Source organism: Bacillus toyonensis BCT-7112 (assembly GCF_000496285.1).
Taxonomy (GTDB): Bacteria; Bacillota; Bacilli; order Bacillales; family Bacillaceae_G; genus Bacillus_A; species Bacillus_A toyonensis.
Map to the genome: position 1 here is coordinate 4,348,946 of NC_022781.1, position 17,193 is coordinate 4,366,138.

At 32.9% G+C, this 17,193-nt stretch carries 17 protein-coding genes and 1 pseudogene; 14 read left to right on the top strand and 4 right to left on the bottom strand.

Going from position 1 to position 17,193, the window contains the following annotated elements; all coding sequences use genetic code 11:
- The first annotated feature begins 64 nt into the window (after positions 1-64).
- From nheA to BTOYO_RS22305, 4 genes are all read left to right on the top strand, one after another.
- Positions 65-1,225, top strand: a complete 1,161-nt coding sequence (gene nheA / locus BTOYO_RS22290; RefSeq protein ID WP_000751861.1) for a non-hemolytic enterotoxin NHE subunit A — start codon at positions 65-67, stop codon at positions 1,223-1,225.
- Between the two features lie 37 nt (positions 1,226-1,262).
- Positions 1,263-2,471, top strand: coding sequence for a non-hemolytic enterotoxin NHE subunit B (nheB, locus tag BTOYO_RS22295; RefSeq protein WP_000162968.1), 1,209 nt, complete (start codon positions 1,263-1,265; stop codon positions 2,469-2,471).
- Positions 2,472-2,605: 134 nt separating this feature from the next.
- Complete coding sequence (nheC, locus tag BTOYO_RS22300; protein WP_001244616.1) at positions 2,606-3,685, top strand: non-hemolytic enterotoxin subunit C; 1,080 nt, start codon at positions 2,606-2,608, stop codon at positions 3,683-3,685.
- Between the two features lie 234 nt (positions 3,686-3,919).
- Positions 3,920-4,546, top strand: a complete 627-nt coding sequence (locus tag BTOYO_RS22305; protein ID WP_000432984.1) for a LysE family translocator — start codon at positions 3,920-3,922, stop codon at positions 4,544-4,546.
- A gap of 339 nt (positions 4,547-4,885) precedes the next feature.
- On the opposite strand, the gene BTOYO_RS22310 is transcribed toward BTOYO_RS22305, so the two are convergent.
- Entirely contained in the window at positions 4,886-5,551 is a 666-nt protein-coding gene (locus tag BTOYO_RS22310) for a CPBP family intramembrane glutamic endopeptidase (protein WP_001009316.1), read from the bottom strand.
- A 626-nt stretch (positions 5,552-6,177) separates the two neighbouring features.
- Here BTOYO_RS22310 and BTOYO_RS22315 point away from each other — a divergent pair.
- From BTOYO_RS22315 to BTOYO_RS22350, 8 genes and pseudogenes are all read left to right on the top strand, one after another.
- Positions 6,178-6,768, top strand: coding sequence for a TetR/AcrR family transcriptional regulator (locus BTOYO_RS22315; RefSeq protein ID WP_000169660.1), 591 nt, complete (start codon positions 6,178-6,180; stop codon positions 6,766-6,768).
- Positions 6,769-7,137: 369 nt separating this feature from the next.
- Positions 7,138-8,085, top strand: a complete 948-nt coding sequence (locus tag BTOYO_RS22320; protein WP_000409788.1) for a sugar-binding transcriptional regulator — start codon at positions 7,138-7,140, stop codon at positions 8,083-8,085.
- 307 nt (positions 8,086-8,392) lie between these two features.
- A complete protein-coding gene (deoC, locus tag BTOYO_RS22325) occupies positions 8,393-9,064 on the top strand; it encodes a deoxyribose-phosphate aldolase (protein WP_001017434.1) in 672 nt (223 codons plus the stop codon).
- Between the two features lie 101 nt (positions 9,065-9,165).
- On the top strand, positions 9,166-10,347 hold the full coding sequence (locus BTOYO_RS22330; RefSeq protein ID WP_000876190.1) for a NupC/NupG family nucleoside CNT transporter: 1,182 nt from the start codon (positions 9,166-9,168) through the stop codon (positions 10,345-10,347).
- Between the two features lie 36 nt (positions 10,348-10,383).
- A complete protein-coding gene (locus BTOYO_RS22335) occupies positions 10,384-11,685 on the top strand; it encodes a pyrimidine-nucleoside phosphorylase (protein WP_002093789.1) in 1,302 nt (433 codons plus the stop codon).
- Positions 11,686-11,718: 33 nt separating this feature from the next.
- On the top strand, positions 11,719-12,114 hold the full coding sequence (locus BTOYO_RS22340; protein ID WP_000358537.1) for a cytidine deaminase: 396 nt from the start codon (positions 11,719-11,721) through the stop codon (positions 12,112-12,114).
- A 147-nt stretch (positions 12,115-12,261) separates the two neighbouring features.
- The gene (locus tag BTOYO_RS22345) at positions 12,262-12,657 is read left to right on the top strand and encodes a DUF2871 domain-containing protein (protein WP_000737880.1); all 396 of its coding nucleotides are present in this window, start codon (positions 12,262-12,264) and stop codon (positions 12,655-12,657) included.
- A gap of 15 nt (positions 12,658-12,672) precedes the next feature.
- A pseudogene (locus BTOYO_RS22350) lies at positions 12,673-13,166 on the top strand (CcdC family protein).
- 49 nt (positions 13,167-13,215) lie between these two features.
- Here the strand turns inward: BTOYO_RS22350 and BTOYO_RS22355 are convergent.
- Complete coding sequence (locus tag BTOYO_RS22355) at positions 13,216-13,446, bottom strand: DUF896 domain-containing protein (RefSeq protein WP_000789785.1); 231 nt, start codon at positions 13,444-13,446, stop codon at positions 13,216-13,218.
- A gap of 245 nt (positions 13,447-13,691) precedes the next feature.
- Between BTOYO_RS22355 and BTOYO_RS22360 the strand changes: the two genes are divergently transcribed.
- Complete coding sequence (locus tag BTOYO_RS22360) at positions 13,692-14,606, top strand: membrane protein (RefSeq protein ID WP_000994712.1); 915 nt, start codon at positions 13,692-13,694, stop codon at positions 14,604-14,606.
- Positions 14,607-14,677: 71 nt separating this feature from the next.
- Here BTOYO_RS22360 and BTOYO_RS22365 read toward each other — a convergent pair whose 3' ends face one another.
- Positions 14,678-15,385 (bottom strand): alpha/beta fold hydrolase, encoded by a 708-nt coding sequence (locus BTOYO_RS22365; protein WP_000109315.1) that lies wholly within the window; start codon positions 15,383-15,385, stop codon positions 14,678-14,680.
- A 143-nt stretch (positions 15,386-15,528) separates the two neighbouring features.
- Between BTOYO_RS22365 and BTOYO_RS22370 the strand changes: the two genes are divergently transcribed.
- Entirely contained in the window at positions 15,529-16,404 is an 876-nt protein-coding gene (locus BTOYO_RS22370; RefSeq protein ID WP_001100317.1) for a LysR family transcriptional regulator, read from the top strand.
- 50 nt (positions 16,405-16,454) lie between these two features.
- Here BTOYO_RS22370 and BTOYO_RS22375 read toward each other — a convergent pair whose 3' ends face one another.
- Positions 16,455-17,183, bottom strand: coding sequence for an urease accessory protein UreH domain-containing protein (locus tag BTOYO_RS22375; RefSeq protein ID WP_000493105.1), 729 nt, complete (start codon positions 17,181-17,183; stop codon positions 16,455-16,457).
- Positions 17,184-17,193 lie beyond the last annotated feature (10 nt).

The window sequence follows — 17,193 nt, forward strand, 5'->3', positions numbered from 1 at the left end:
ATTGCAAGAAAATAGAATAATAAAATGCGATAGTAATAGTTGCTAATACATAGGAGGAGTTAAAGTGAAAAAGACTTTAATTACAGGGTTATTGGTTACAGCAGTATCTACGAGTTGCTTCATTCCTGTAAGCGCTTACGCTAAGGGGGGGCAAACAGAAGTGAAAGCAGTATATGCACAAAATGTAATTGCTCCAAATACATTATCCAATTCAATTAGAATGTTAGGATCACAGTCACCGCTTATACAAGCATACGGATTAGTTATTTTACAACAGCCAGACATTAAGGTGAATGCGATGAGTAGTTTGACGAATCATCAAAAGTTTGCAAAGGCAAATGTAAGAGAGTGGATCGATGAATATAATCCGAAGTTAATCGATTTAAATCAAGAGATGATGAGATATAGTACTAGATTTAATAGTTATTATAGTAAGCTCTATGAACTAGCAGGAAACGTAAATGAAGATGAACAAGCAAAAGCAGATTTTACAAATGCATATGGAAAATTACAACTGCAAGTACAAAGCATCCAAGAGAGTATGGAGCAAGATTTATTAGAGTTAAATCGATTTAAAACAGTATTAGACAAAGATAGCAATAACTTATCGATTAAAGCTGATGAAGCAATAAAAACACTGCAAGGATCAAATGGGGATATTGTGAAATTAAGAGAAAATATTAAAAGAATTCAAGGGGAAATTCAAGCTGAACTAACTACTATTTTGAATAGACCGCAAGAAATCATTAAAGGTTCTATTAATATCGGTAAACAAGTATTTACAATTACAAATCAAACTGCACAAACGAAAACAATCGACTTTGTTTCTATCGGTACTTTAAGTAATGAAATTGTAAATGCTGCAGATAGTCAAACGAGGGAAGCAGCTCTTCGTATTCAACAAAAGCAAAAAGAGCTATTACCACTTATTCAAAAGTTATCACAGACTGAATCAGAGGCGACTCAAATTACATTCGTTGAAGATCAAGTAAGTAGCTTTACAGAACTAATTGATCGCCAAATCGCAACTTTAGAAACGTTATTAGCGGATTGGAAAGTTTTCAATAATAATATGATCCAAATTCAAACAAATATTGAAGAAGGCACGTATACAGACAGTAGTTTACTTCAAAAACATTTCAATCAACTTAAAAAAGTAAGTGATGAAATGAATAAGCAAACAAATCAATTTGAAGATTATGTTACAAACGTTGAAGTACATTAAACAGAAAAATAATTAGCGATATAGGGAGAGAAGAAAAATGACAAAAAAACCTTATAAAGTAATGGCTCTATCAGCACTTATGGCAGTATTTGCAGCAGGGAATATTATGCCGGCCCATACGTATGCAGCTGAAAGTACAGTGAAACAAGCTCCAGTTCATGCTGTAGCAAAAGCTTATAATGACTATGAGGAATACTCATTAGGACCAGAAGGCCTAAAAGATGCAATGGAAAGAACAGGTTCAAACGCTTTAGTAATGGATCTGTACGCTTTAACAATTATTAAACAAGGTAATGTTAACTTTGGTAATGTATCGTCTGTTGATGCGGCTTTAAAAGGGAAAGTGATTCAGCACCAAGATACAGCTAGAGGAAATGCGAAGCAATGGTTAGATGTATTAAAGCCACAGCTTATTTCAACGAATCAAAATATCATTAATTACAATACGAAATTCCAAAACTATTATGATACTTTAGTTGCTGCGGTAGATGCAAAAGATAAAGCGACTCTTACGAAAGGCTTAACTAGATTATCAAGTAGTATTAATGAAAATAAAGCACAAGTAGATCAATTAGTAGAAGACTTGAAGAAATTCCGCAATAAAATGACGTCAGATACGCAAAACTTCAAGGGAGATGCAAATCAAATTACATCTATCTTAGCTAGTCAAGACGCTGGAATTCCGCTATTGCAAAATCAAATTACAACGTACAATGAAGCAATTAGTAAATATAATGCAATTATTATCGGTTCATCAGTTGCTACAGCGTTAGGACCAATTGCAATTATCGGTGGTGCAGTAGTTATTGCAACTGGTGCAGGAACGCCGCTAGGAGTCGCGTTAATTGCAGGTGGTGCGGCAGCTGTAGGTGGTGGTACAGCTGGTATTGTTTTAGCGAAGAAAGAGCTTGATAATGCACAAGCAGAAATTCAAAAGATAACAGGACAAGTTACAACTGCGCAATTAGAAGTAGCAGGATTAACGAACATTAAAACACAAACAGAGTATTTAACAAATACAATTGATACTGCAATTACAGCGTTACAAAATATTTCAAACCAATGGTACACAATGGGATCAAAATACAATTCTTTACTTCAAAATGTAGATTCAATTAGTCCAAACGATCTTGTTTTCATTAAAGAAGATTTAAACATTGCGAAAGATAGCTGGAAAAACATTAAGGACTATGCAGAAAAGATTTATGCTGAGGATATTAAAGTAGTAGATACGAAAAAAGCATAATAGTAATTGAACTGTTACAGCATTACGTACAGATAAATGATTTTTAAATAATAGAGAGCTCCTGTTCAGTAGTGAGCAGGAGCTTTTTTTACCTCTAACGTTTCATATCTTCATAAAAAGAATAGGTGATAATTATGCGTAATAAATTCTATAAAAAATGTCTTTTAACGATAATGATTGCTGGATTCGCAACAAGTAACGCGTTTCCTTTACATCCTTTTGCAGCGGAACAAAACGTAAAAACATTGCAAGAAAATGCGAAAAATTATTCTCTTGGACCAGCAGGTTTCCAAGATGTAATGGCGCAAACGACATCGAGCATATTTGCAATGGATTCATATGCAAAATTAATTCAAAATCAGCAAGAGACTGATTTGAGTAAAATAAGTTCAATTAATAGTGAGTTTAAAGGAAATATGGTTCAGCACCAAAGAGATGCAAAAATTAATGCAGCGTATTGGTTAAATAATATGAAGCCTCAAATTATGAAAACGGATCAAAATATTATTAATTACAATAATACTTTTCAAGCGTACTATAATAGCATGCTAGTAGCGATTAATCAAAAGGATAGCGGTAAATTAAAAGCGGATTTAGAAAAGTTGTATGCGGACATTTTAAAAAATCAAAATGAAGTAGATATTTTATTAGGGAATTTAAAAGCATTTCGCGATAGAATGGCGAAAGATACAAACAGTTTTAAAGAAGATACAAATCAATTAACTTCGATTTTGGCGAGTACGAATGCTGGTATTCCAGCATTAGAGCAACAAATAAATACATATAATGATTCGATTAAAAAGAGTAATGATATGGTTATTGCTGGTGGTGTACTTTGCGTAGCGTTAATAACATGTCTTGCTGGCGGACCGATGATTGCGATTGCGAAAAAAGATATCGCAAATGCAGAAAGAGAAATAGCCAATTTAAAAGATAGAATTTCTGGCGCACAAGCAGAAGTCGCAATTTTGACAGATGTGAAAAATAAAACAACAAATATGACAGAAACAATTGATGCAGCAATTACAGCACTACAAAACATATCAAATCAATGGTATACAGTAGGTGCAAAATATAATAATTTACTACAAAACGTAAAAGGAATTAGTCCGGAAGAGTTTACGTTTATAAAAGAAGATTTATATACAGCAAAAGATAGCTGGAAAGATGTAAAAGATTATACAGAAAAATTACATGAAGGTGTGGCGAAATAAACAGTGGACTAGTTCTGCTGTTTATTTTTTTATCCTGTTTTTTGTGAGAGTTGAACTTGTCGTTTGATATATAAGTTTGCCATGTGTGTTATCAATATGGCTTTGGGATAATGTTTAGCCAAATTGATACTAATAACCCAGATAAACTTCTGATCAAGCCTTTTATATGTAATGTTTTAATGAAAAAAGCTATACTGTAAGCAAAACTAAAAATTAGAAAGGAAATATTAGAACATGGAAAATTATTTATTATTTATCCTTACAGCAATGCTAATCATAATTATGCCTGGTCCTGGTTTTGCCTTAGTTACAAAAAATACTATCTCGCATGGTAAAAATGGTGGGATAAAGACCGTCTTAGGAACGATATCTGGAATGATGATTCATACAATAATGGCTACGCTAGGACTCTCTGCCATCCTAATGAAATTTGCTATGTTATTTACATTTATAAAATATGCTGGGGCTTTTTATTTAATGTACTTAGCTGTGAAGTCAATTAAAAGTGCTTTTTCTAGAAAAGAAGATATGTCAGGTTCAGTAGAAATGGACTATAAAGATATTGGAGCAATTAAAAGTTTTAGACAAGGATTTACTACGGCAATTTTAAACCCAAAAACTGCTGTATTTTTCCTAAGTTTTTTACCCCAATTTATTGTGAGCAATCAAAGTCATTTCTTCCAATTTCTTTTGTTAGGACTCACATTTACGACTTTGACAGCAATATGGTATTTGCTTTATATCACGCTAATACGTCAATTAAGAACTTTTTTAAGAAAAGAAAAAGTGAACCGTACAATAGAGGGTATTACTGGCACAGTATTATTAGTATTTGGAGTTAGGTTATTTTTCCAAAAATAAATATGTAAATGAAATGAGAAATAAACAATGACGGTAATTTCTCGTTTCATTTATTCTAAAGCTACCATTTTATAATTGATTTCACACCTTCATACCAATTTTCTTATCTCAGGATATTTGCTTTTCTTAGTTTAATTGTGATGTGGGTCCCCTATATAAAAAAAACCACAGTTTACATCCAAACTGTGTTTTTTTGACGTGCAAGGAATTACACAAATCATTAGTCACTATCTAAATTGCACTCCCCATTTATTAATATCTATTTCTATTTTTTAACTCTGCAACAGAAACAAGTCTAGTTTAGAATGAAAGTAATGCCATTGTTTAACATATGTCTCACTATGACATGTACATTTGAATGAAAGCAATAGAATTATTTAACACATGTATCGCCATAACATATGCAATGGATCTGTTAGAAATAAGATAAGCCGCAGTAAGAATTACCGATCCAGGTAAATAAATAGCAATATCCGAAAGCTGGTTCGTATGAAGTACTGTAAAAATTATAATTGAAATGATAGATGCAATAGCAGTACCAACATAATGCGAAAAACGATTTAATAATATATGGCGAAACATAATTTCTTCAATTACTGGACCCATAATTCCAAATAGGAGCAATGTGAATATAATAGGAATCTCTGCCCCTTGTGTAAGGACCTGTTCTTGGTTCTCTGGCTGACCTGTATTTAGAAAATGCATAATAGAATTTTCCACAATTACCATAAATAAAACCACTATAGGAATACTTACTATTTTCAAAATTGTCTTCTCTTTAAAATAAGTAAAACTTTGAATAATTTCTTTCCTAAAGAACATTACTCCTAGAATAGTAGGTATAGTCAAGCTCATGGCACCAAGAGCAAATTCTGATTCAACTAAATTGACATTAGTTAAAAGTGATATGCCAAATAATATGAACAAGCCAATTTGAAATAGTGTAAACATTGGATAAACTAGTAGCATAATAAGTTCTTTTTGATTCATTTTAATAAAGTTCACCTTATTACCTCCATAATTAAATTACTTAGAATCTTTGATTTTTCTTTCTGCATAAGGTTCTCCTTCTAATTTATACAAGATTCCGAACCGAACGGTTCGGTTCGGAATCTAATGATACTATAAGTTTCTAGTTTTTTAAACCCTTTTTACAAATTATTAACAAAATCAAAATAGTAAAAACCGAGTATATTTATATATCGGTTGTTTATTTACAATCAAATTACAGCAATCATTAATGATTACCCTTTTATAGAATGAAATGAAAGTGGGAGTAGCTCATCCCTTTAGCTAAACATATTAATAAAAATTATATATAATAGTTATATGTCTATACATTAAAATTAACTATATATTTTTACTTCTTCTATGGTTTTAAATAGAATTAGTTGTATAATATGACTGAATTAACCGATTGTTCACATTGTTATTAACAGAAAATTCATTCGAATGTTATAGATAACATAATTTAATGAACCTCAAACTGTATTGTTTTAGGTTCCTATAAGATAGGGATTGATAAGATATTTTTGCTTCAAACTTATTTATACTTACAATAAAAATTCAAAAAAATCATAGTAAAAATCACCTTGAATATTAAGTTCGTTTTATTAGGAGGACCACAAAGCATGACTAAAGTTGATAAGGTAAAAGAAAAGATTATTGAAACATCTTTATATTTATTTAATACTAATGGAATAACTTATACATCCATTCAGGATATAATGACAGCTACTGAACTATCTAAAGGAGCTATTTATCGTAGATTCAAAAATAAAGAAGAAATTGTCCTTGCTGCCTACGACAAAAGTGGTGAGATTATGTGGAACCATTTTCATAAAGCGATGGAAAATAAAAAGACAGCAATCGATAAAATCCTTGCAATATTCCTTGTATATCAAGATGCAGCTAATAACCCCCCTATTGCTGGAGGCTGTCCATTACTTAATAGCGCAATTGAAAGTACTGGAGTATTTCCAGAATTACAAAAAGCAGCAGCAAAAGGTTATGATGATACAGTAATGTTAATGGCCTCTCTCATAAAGGAAGGAATAGAGAAACAAGAACTTAAAGAAGATTTAGATATTATATCGCTCGCTTCTTTTCTTGCATCTTCAATGGAGGGAGCTATTATGGCAAGTCGAGTATCTAACGATAATATACACCATCATTATTTTATTGAACAAATAAAACATCATCTTTTCTCTTATTCTAAATAAGTGAGAACTTGCATTGTTTCCATCCAATTTTTATAGAATTAAATTGAATGAATACCCCTCATAAACAGTATCTTCAGTTTATGAGGGGTATTTGAATAGTTTTTAGACGATGTTTCATGTTTCTTATTGAACGGCTTTGTTATCGTTACTACAGAAAAAGAAAAAAGAATGAATTACATATAAATCGATTTATATGTTTCAAGTGTATCTATATTGAGTTTGTAAATCTACACAAAAAGGTTTCATTGTATATACTAAGTGAAGTAGAAGTTCAGTTAGTAAAAATTCGGTAGTCGAATTTTTTTGCATAAAGCTGTATAATGCTTGTAACGAAAGGGAAATACAGGAAAGGGTTTGTAATAAGTTATTATGGAAAAAGATAAACAACAATTAAGCGTTGAAGTTGCAAGATTATATTATCAATCCGATTATAGTCAGCAAGAAATTGCTAACAAATTAAATATTTCAAGACCGACGATTTCTAGATTATTAAAGTACGCGAAAGAAAAAGGATTTGTTCAAATTAGTATAGCCGATCCATTTGCTGATTTAGATAACGTTGGGAATTTATTGAAAGAAAAGTACAACTTGTTAGAGGCGCATGTAGTATTTTCTCCAGTGCCAGAATATGCAACGATTACTGAGTATATTAGTAAATATGCGGCTGAGTACATGGAAAAGACAGTGAAAAACGGTGATATCGTCGGTGTAAGCTGGGGAATGACGATGTATGAAATTGCTAGGAAAATCGTACCACAACATGTGAAAGGTGTAGAAGTTGTCCAGCTAAAAGGTGGTATTAGTCATTCGAGTGTAAATACATATGCGAATGAGACCATTGCTTTATTTGCAGAGGCTTTTCAAACGACACCAAGAAATTTACCGCTCCCAGTTATATTTGATAATGCGGTGACAAAAGAATTAGTAGAGCAGGATCGACATATTCATCACATTATTGAAATGGGGAAACAAGCAAATATTGCAGTTTTCACTGTCGGAACAGTGCGTGATGAAGCGTTATTATTCCGATTAGGATATTTAGATAAGGATGAAACGAACATTCTGAAAAAACAAGCTGTCGGTGACATTTGTTCACGTTTCTTTGACGGAGACGGAAATATTAGTAGTGAAGAAATTAATAAGCGTACCATTGGAATTGAGTTAGAGGAACTTAAATTAAAGAAACGTTCTATTTTAGTTGCAGGTGGTAATAGAAAAATACAAGCAATTGATGGTGCGTTACGTGGCGGGTATGCAAATGTATTAATTATTGATCAGCATACAGCAAAAGAACTGTTACATTATCAAAAAGGTTAGAAATAAAAGGCTTTCTCAAGATGTTAATTTTGAGAAAGCCTTTTATTTTGTTATGTATGAATTATGGGAGTGTTTTTTGAATACAAATTGCCTTTTTAAAAATAATTATGGATATTGAGATACATACTACCATTGTTAATATAAAAGTTTTGATTTTAAATGTGAATTGTTTCTTAGTTAGAATGCGCTTTATTTACTACAAGAAAATTCCTTTTAAAAAAGAATGAACAAAATTTCAAAAGTGTATTTACATTTGTTCAACTAAGAGTTAGAATGAAGTTGTTAAAAGATATGAGGAGTGATAATAATGAATATTGCAAAGTTAATTGACCATACAATTTTAAAAGCTAATTCTACAAAAGAAGATGTTATGAAAGTAATCGAGGAAGCAAAGGAATATAAATTCGCTTCTGTTTGTATTAATCCTACATGGGTAAAGCTAGCTGCTGAAGAATTAGCTGGACATGATGTAGACGTTTGTACTGTAATCGGTTTCCCATTAGGAGCAAGCACTACTGAAACAAAAGCATTCGAAACAAAAGATGCTATCGCAAAAGGTGCAACTGAAGTTGATATGGTAATCAACGTAGGTGCTTTAAAAGATGGCGACAATGAGTTCGTTGAAAAAGATATTTATGAAGTAGTACAAGCAGCAAAAGGAAAAGCTCTTGTAAAAGTAATCATTGAAACTTGCCTTCTAACAGACGAAGAAAAAGTTCGTGCTTGTGAATTATCAGTAAAAGCTGGCGCTGATTTCGTAAAAACTTCAACTGGATTCTCAACTGGCGGAGCAACTGCTGAAGATATCGCATTAATGCGTAAAACGGTAGGACCAAACGTTGGTGTAAAAGCATCTGGCGGAGTTCGTACACGTGAAGATGCAGATAAAATGGTAGCTGCTGGAGCTTCTCGTGTTGGAGCAAGCGCTAGTGTTGCAATCGTATTAAACGATGCAAAAGGTGCTACAGATAACTACTAATTAATAAAGTGTGAAAAGCGATAGATACACAAAGTATAGTGTATCTATTGCTTTAACAATTGAAAAGAATGTAAGCGGATACGAATGGGAGGAGACGGCTTATGAAATACTTAATCGGTGTTTTTGGCCTCGTATTGATTTTAGGTATCGCTTGGCTTGCTAGTAATGATAGAAAGAAAGTCAAATATCGTCCAATCATAACGATGGTTATATTACAATTCATTTTGGGGTTTTTACTATTAAATACAAGTGTAGGGAATATATTAATTAGCGGAATAGCAGATGGTTTTGGGGAATTATTAAAATATGCCGCTGATGGTGTGAATTTCGTATTTGGTGGATTAGTAAATCAAAAAGAGTTTTCATTCTTTTTAAGTGTATTAATGCCAATCGTATTTATATCAGCTTTAATAGGTATTTTGCAACATATTAAAGTATTACCTATTATTGTGAAATCTATCGGTCTAGCATTAAGTAAAGTAAATGGAATGGGTAAACTAGAATCATATAACGCGGTAGCTTCTGCGATTTTAGGACAGTCTGAAGTGTTTATTTCAGTTAAGAAACAACTAGGATTATTGCCAGAGAAAAGAATGTACACATTATGTGCATCTGCAATGTCTACAGTTTCTATGTCTATCGTTGGATCATACATGGTGTTATTAAAACCGCAATATGTTGTAACCGCTTTAGTGCTTAACTTATTCGGTGGCTTTATCATTGCTTCTATCATTAACCCGTATGAAGTTACTGAAGAAGAAGATATGTTAGAAGTGCAAGAAGAAGAGAAGAAGACTTTCTTTGAAGTATTAGGGGAATACATTATCGATGGATTTAAAGTTGCGATTACAGTAGCAGCTATGTTAGTTGGTTTCGTTGCTCTTATCGCATTCATTAATGCAGTATTTAAAGGTGTAATCGGTATTTCATTCCAAGAAATTCTTGGTTATGTATTTGCACCATTTGCATTTATTATGGGTGTTCCATGGCATGAAGCAGTTAATGCCGGTAATATTATGGCAACAAAACTTGTATCGAATGAATTTGTCGCTATGACAGATTTAGCGCAAGGGAACTTTAATTTCTCAGACAGAACGACAGCGATTATATCTGTATTCTTAGTTTCATTTGCAAACTTCTCTTCAATTGGAATTATTGCAGGGGCAGTTAAGAGCTTAAATGAAAAGCAGGGGAATGTAGTCGCAAGATTTGGTTTGAAATTACTTTTCGGTGCAACGCTAGTAAGTTTCTTATCAGCAACAATCGTTGGCTTATTATTTTAATAGATTCATATCATATAAAAAGGAATGGTGATTGTAATGAGAATGGTAGATATTATTGCAAAAAAACGTGACGGCAAAGAATTAACGACTGAAGAAATCAAATTCTTTATTAATGGATATACAGACGGAAGTATTCCTGATTATCAAGTGAGTGCACTTGCAATGGCAATCTTCTTTAAAGATATGACAGATCGTGAACGTGCAGATTTAACGATGGCAATGGTGGAGTCTGGAGAAACGATCGACTTATCAGCAATTGAAGGCATTAAAGTAGATAAGCATTCAACTGGCGGTGTTGGTGATACAACTACATTAGTATTAGGACCATTAGTTGCTGCTTTAGATGTACCAGTAGCAAAAATGTCAGGTCGTGGTTTAGGACATACGGGCGGAACAATTGACAAATTAGAAGCAGTGGAAGGATTCCACGTTGAAATTACGAAAGAGCAGTTCATTGATATTGTAAACCGTGACAAAGTAGCTGTTATCGGACAAACAGGAAACTTAACACCTGCTGATAAAAAGATTTATGCATTACGTGATGTAACAGGAACAGTAAATTCAATTCCTCTAATCGCAAGTTCAATTATGAGTAAAAAAATTGCAGCTGGTGCTGACGCAATCGTACTTGATGTAAAAACCGGTGCAGGTGCATTTATGAAAACGGAAGAAGATGCAAAAGAATTAGCACATGCAATGGTACGCATCGGAAATAATGTAGGACGTCAAACAATGGCTGTTATTTCAGATATGTCACAACCTCTTGGCTTTGCGATTGGTAATGCCCTAGAAGTGAAAGAAGCAATTGATACGTTAAAAGGTGAAGGGCCAGAAGATTTAACAGAATTAGTACTTGTATTAGGAAGTCAAATGGTCGTACTTGCGAAAAAAGCAAATACGTTAGAAGAAGCTCGTGAAATGTTAATTGAAGTTATGAAAAACGGAAAAGCAACTGAGAAGTTTAAAGAGTTCTTAAGCAATCAAGGTGGAGATAGCTCAATTGTAGACAATCCAGAAAAAATGCCACAAGCGAAGTATATAATTGATGTACCTGCTAAAACTTCAGGCGTGATTTCAAACATTGTTGCAGATGAAATCGGTATCGCTGCAATGTTACTTGGTGCAGGCCGTGCAACGAAAGAAGATGAAATCGATTTAGCTGTAGGTTTAATGTTACGTAAAAAAGTTGGCGATGCAGTAAAAGAAGGCGAGCCATTCGTAACGATCTACGCAAATCGTGAAAATGTAGAAGATGTAAAAGCAAAAATTTATGAAAATATTTCTATCGCTGAAACAGCAGTGGCTCCTAAATTAGTTCATACTGTTATTACTGACTAATCAACATTACATTTACTTTGAGGAGGAAATAATATGGATAAGAAAAAATATATTGAAGAAGCAAATAAGATGTTATCGAAAGCGTATATTCCGTATTCAAAATTTCCGGTTGGTGCTGCATTAGTTACAAAAGAAGGTAAAATCTATACTGGTTGTAATATAGAAAATGCTTCTTACGGTTTATGTAACTGTGCAGAAAGAACAGCAATATTCAAAGCAGTATCAGAAGGGGAGCGCGACTTTAGTTACTTAGTCATTACAGGAGAAACTGACGGACCTATTTCACCATGTGGTGCTTGTAGACAAGTGATTGCTGAATTTTGTGATCCGAAAATGCGAGTTTTACTAACGAATGTAAAAGGTGACGAAAAAGAAGTGACTGTTGAGCAGTTACTGCCTGGTGCTTTCACAATTGATGATTTAAAATAAGTTGAAAAGCCATTCCGCAATTAATAATTGTGGAATGGCTTTTTTGTTCTTTAAAAATAGAATGTAATATTTTGTTCATATTCCGTTCATAAACTTTGCGTAAAATGATTGCAGCGAATATGGAAAATTTACAGCAGGAGGAATAGAATGAAGAAATTATATAATGCAGCATTCATTTACTTAATTATTGGTTTATTATCAGGAGTATTTGCGCGAAAGTATACGAAAGCACAAGGAATTAAAGGTTCCACTATGTTGCAATTAGTACATACACACGTACTAGTGCTTGGATTCATATTCTTTTTAGTCGCTGTTGCTTTAGTTAAAGTATTTCAAATACAAGAAACAAAAAGTTTTCATGCCTGGTTTGTTGTATATAATACAGGATTAATTATTACTATCGTAACAATGGTATGTAGAGGTCTTCTACAAGTAAATGGAACTGACTTTAACGGTTTAAGCCATATGGCTGGATTAGGTCATGTTATTATAAGTATCGGTTTCGTTTGGTTTATGATTTTACTCAAAAAGTCTATTAAATAGATAGGAGTGGAGAGTATGAGTGTAGCACTTTTATCAAGTATCGTAGCAGTTTGTATGGCCGTTGGTGTTATGTTTCTTCGCTTTAAGTCAGCGAAAAAGCCGGTTACGAAAAAGAAAATTATTTTGCCGCCAATTTTTATGAGTACTGGCGCCATGATGTTCTTCTTACCGGAATTCCGATTAACATCGTTAGAAATAGTAGAGGCAATTATCGCAGGACTTATTTTCTCTATATTTCTTATTAAAACAACTAAGTTCGAAGTAAGAGGCGAACATATATATATGAAACCGTCAAAAGCATTTATATTTATTTTAATTGGTTTATTAGCTGTACGAGTCGCATTAAAATCATATTTAAGCCAAACACTTGATTTGGCGCAATTAAGCGGGATGTTTTTCTTACTCGCATTTGCGATGATTGTGTCGTGGAGAATTGCAATGTATCGCTCGTATGTTACATTGCAAAAACAACAATATTAAGTAGAAAAAGAGCTGGAATTTCATTATGAAAAGTCCAGCTCTTTTATGTTTTATACAATTGTTTCTTTAGCTTTAATTTCATTTGCTTAATTTCAAACGAATTTGAGCATCTTGTAATGCAACTGGTGTAACATTAAAACCATTTGAATCGACAATTTTTGTGTTTAATAAAATGGAATCTAAACTTCCACGAAATGTTTTTGTATAGTTTTGACGTAACATTTGTTGTTCTTGTTTTTCATCAACTGTTAATCCAGATGTTTTTTCTTTTTTTGATAATTCGTTAATACGGAATAAAATGTTTTTCATTTGTTTTCACCTCAAGTTACATTTAATTACATTAGTTACTTACTAATGTATAGTTATTGTAACCTATCTTTCAATGAGTGTCAACGCCTATAAAAATCCTTTTTTTGTAAGTGTAATGGGTGATGAAAAATGAAAAAATTACAAATACTTGAAATGGAAAAGATATTAATATACAATACCTTAGTAGGGTATATTGAATTTTTGTTTTACATTGTGAGAGTAGTAAGTAAAGGGAGTATGTAATAATGAATGCAGTAATTTCAAAAAAAGAAACAATCATCTCATATACGATTGCTATTTTCTTTATTTTAGCTATGGTAACAGCGGGTGTGTTATTAAATGATCCGGAAGTCATTTTGCCGGAAATAGCAGCGATGGCAATTGCTTTATGGGCGTATCGTGAGCCAGGTTGGTTAAGGCAGCCAGAAAAAATCTTTATTGCACCGTCAGTAACAGCTGGTATTGGTTTTATGGTGAATCAAATGGATTTAGCTTATATAGCAAAAGTAAGCGTAACACTTATATTTATGATGCTGTTTTTACGTATTATACAATCAAATTTAGCACCATCTATTGCGACAGGTTTATTACCTTTAGTGACAAATGCGACTGAATGGTCATTTGTTATCTCAGTCTTCGTTTTAACATTTATTTTAATGGTTGGTGTCCTTGTTTTTAAATTGAATAGCGGTATTGAGAGAAAAGTTAACATCCAATATAAATATATGGCTGTATTTCTAATACTAAATTTCATTTGGATAAGTATATGCTGGATCACTGGTCATGAACAATTAGCGGTTATTCCGCCAATATTAGTTGTTGTGTATGAATCACTTCAAAAACCGATGTACAATGAAAAAATGGCATGTAAACAAATAGTAGTATTAACTACATCTCCAACTGTTGGAACGTTATTGTACTTTGCAATCGACTCATGGATTATAGTCACTTTATTAAATATGATTTTAATGCTTATTTTATTAAAAATAGTTGGTGTACGTATTCCAGCAGCATATGCATTTCCATTACTGCCGCTCGTATTTCCAGATGAAATGATAAAGATGTTACCAGTAGGTTCATTTGTTGCGGGGGTATTCTTATTTGGTGCAGTATTACTGTATAAAAAGTGGGAGATGAAGCAAAAGGGAATGCAAATGTAGAGAAGAACATACAATTCTTAGTTAGCATAATAAATAGACACCCGCGGGTGTCTATTTTCATTAAATGAAATTTAGCTTAACGCATGTAAACAATTCACAAGTTCTGTTGCTTTTGAAAAGAAGGGAGAATGATCAGCTTCTAAAGTAATAATCTTCGAGCATGGAGTTTCTGTATTCATTCGGCGCTGAAAATCAATTGGAATCGCTCTATCTAGAGTTGTTTCAATATAAATGCGATCTACAGTTCCGAAGTTTTCTTCAGAAATTTTTAGCTGTTGTTGAAATGGTCCTAGTGGCTGAGGACGCATTTTTTTGGAAGATGCTTCTTTAATTTCTTCATTTTCGGTAGCATTTAAAAATGTTTTTTCAATTAGATTAGGTATAAGTTCAGCTGTCATGTCGTTCTCATTTATTGAGAATTGTGGACCAGCTTCACCATCTAATTTACTGCCAAGGCTTTCTCCGTTTTGTGGTAAGAATGCACAAAGATATACTAATTTATCGATTTTATTCGGTATAAGTTCAGCGGTTTGAGTGATCACAATTCCACCCATACTATGTCCAACAACAATAACTTTTTCAGTTTGTTGATTTATAGTAGCTGTTACTGCATCAACATAGGAATCTAACGTTATATTTTGTGAAGGAGTTGTATCTTTCCCACTTCCAGGTAAGTCTAGTGTAATAACAGTGTGACCTAAAGCCTCTAGTTGAGGTTTTACTAATTCCCATGCCCATTCACCTTGCCATGCTCCATGTACTAAAACGTAAGTACTCATTTAATCAACACTCCTCTAATGTTTATATGCTTTATTTTTTTGTAAAATTGATAGTGTATACTTAGTGTATAGGAAGTAGTTTGATAAATATAATGAAGGTTATTTATAGATGATATAAATATCTTTTATATAAGGAGAACAGAATGAACGTCTTTGATTTTAAAGTTTTTAAATATGTGGCTCGGTTGAACAGGATTAGTTTAGCAGCTAAGGAATTACATATGACACAGCCAGCAATAACGCATATTATAAACAAACTAGAGAAACGATATGCTTTAACTTTATTTGAGCGCTCTAGACAAGGAACGATGTTAACTGAAAATGGAAAAGAATTTTTAGTTTGTGTAGAACGACTTCTAATGGAGTATGAAAATCTTGAAGAAACAGCTTTACACTTGAAGAATAAAAGTTTGTATAAGATTGTATTAGCTACGTACCCTTCCGTTACTGTATATTGTTTGGCAGAGTGTATCCAATTAGGTAATATTGATCAAAGTCAGTACGTGCTTGCAGTTAGAGAGGGAAGCTATCAAGAAGTTTTAAATTGGCTGTCTGCTGGAAGTGCTGATTTTTCTATTTCTATAAAAGAAAATCTAATACCAGGATTTCACTATGAAGTTATTGGTGAAGATCCTTATGTTATCGTTTCTTCAAAGAATATTCCACCTAATCTTACTAGTAAAGAATTGAAAAATTATCCTTTTATTATGCCACTTTCTGGTTGTAAAGAAGTACTTGAACCATACTTAATGAAAAACGAAATAACAGTGAATAAAGTGATGGAGTCAGAGTCAATTAGCTCGGCATTAGCACTTACTTTACAAGTTAACGGTATAACGATCGTTCCGTTATCAGGACTTCATAAACAAATTATTCATGACTTTATCGTGCAACCGATAGACATTGAAATCCCGCGGCAACTCATTATGCAGTGGTCGCCTAAAAAAGAGAAAGATCCATTGTTTCTCGCGTTTGTTACGAATTTGTTAACACAATTACAACAAAAGAAAAATGAATAAAATGATACAAAAGGTAAGCTCATTTCACTGAAGCTTACCTTTTGTATGTATTACCAATATAGGGCGGTATCATAAAGTCCGATTAAAACGAGAAGTACACCAGCTATACGCTGAATATTTCCCCCTATTTTTCGGCTCTTTTTAAGTAGTGTTCCATTTAAGCCTAGGTAGGAGATAATGGACAGTAATACAACGACAGGTAGAGCAGTTCCTATAGAGAAAAAGGTAGGAAATAAATACCCGTAATTAGATGTTAAAGAGAGTGGTATTAATGTTCCGAAAAATAGCACAAACATAGTAGGGCAGAAAGCTAACGAAAAGAAAAACCCAAGCAAAAATGAGCTGACTTCATTTTGTTTTCGTATAGATGTGATAGGGAAGATGGTAGAGAAGAAGTTTCTACCTTTTATAATACCTGATAATATTAACCCCATTATTATTAATAAAGGTCCGATCAGTTTACGTAACCATGGGAAATACAAAGTTAATATTTGCTGAATTTCTTTTCCTAACACCCATACTAATAGTCCAAGCGTCGTAAAAGCTATTATTTTTCCTAAAATGAATAACAATATATGTTTCCAGATATGTCCCTTTTGTAAAGATTGATTGCCATAGATTGTAATGGCGCTAATGTTTCCTGTTAATTGGCATGGAGCAAGGGTACCTACTATGCCTAATAAAAACGCAAATAAAAGAGGAATTGATTTCGTAGCATTCGTGACATCCATTAAAGGAGACATGAGTTGATAACTCCACTCGCTAATTGTTGAAAACACGTTATATTCA

Coding starts and splice junctions, on each gene's coding strand:
- BTOYO_RS22330 (WP_000876190.1), top strand. CDS start 9,166: ATGAAATACTTAATCGGTGTTTTTGGCCTCGTATTGATTTTAGGTATC.
- deoC (WP_001017434.1), top strand. CDS start 8,393: ATGAATATTGCAAAGTTAATTGACCATACAATTTTAAAAGCTAATTCT.
- BTOYO_RS22320 (WP_000409788.1), top strand. CDS start 7,138: ATGGAAAAAGATAAACAACAATTAAGCGTTGAAGTTGCAAGATTATAT.
- BTOYO_RS22365 (WP_000109315.1), bottom strand. CDS start 15,385: ATGAGTACTTACGTTTTAGTACATGGAGCATGGCAAGGTGAATGGGCA.
- BTOYO_RS22370 (WP_001100317.1), top strand. CDS start 15,529: ATGAACGTCTTTGATTTTAAAGTTTTTAAATATGTGGCTCGGTTGAAC.
- nheC (WP_001244616.1), top strand. CDS start 2,606: ATGCGTAATAAATTCTATAAAAAATGTCTTTTAACGATAATGATTGCT.
- BTOYO_RS22355 (WP_000789785.1), bottom strand. CDS start 13,446: ATGAAAAACATTTTATTCCGTATTAACGAATTATCAAAAAAAGAAAAA.
- BTOYO_RS22360 (WP_000994712.1), top strand. CDS start 13,692: ATGAATGCAGTAATTTCAAAAAAAGAAACAATCATCTCATATACGATT.
- BTOYO_RS22305 (WP_000432984.1), top strand. CDS start 3,920: ATGGAAAATTATTTATTATTTATCCTTACAGCAATGCTAATCATAATT.
- BTOYO_RS22345 (WP_000737880.1), top strand. CDS start 12,262: ATGAAGAAATTATATAATGCAGCATTCATTTACTTAATTATTGGTTTA.
- BTOYO_RS22315 (WP_000169660.1), top strand. CDS start 6,178: ATGACTAAAGTTGATAAGGTAAAAGAAAAGATTATTGAAACATCTTTA.
- nheB (WP_000162968.1), top strand. CDS start 1,263: ATGACAAAAAAACCTTATAAAGTAATGGCTCTATCAGCACTTATGGCA.
- BTOYO_RS22340 (WP_000358537.1), top strand. CDS start 11,719: ATGGATAAGAAAAAATATATTGAAGAAGCAAATAAGATGTTATCGAAA.
- BTOYO_RS22335 (WP_002093789.1), top strand. CDS start 10,384: ATGAGAATGGTAGATATTATTGCAAAAAAACGTGACGGCAAAGAATTA.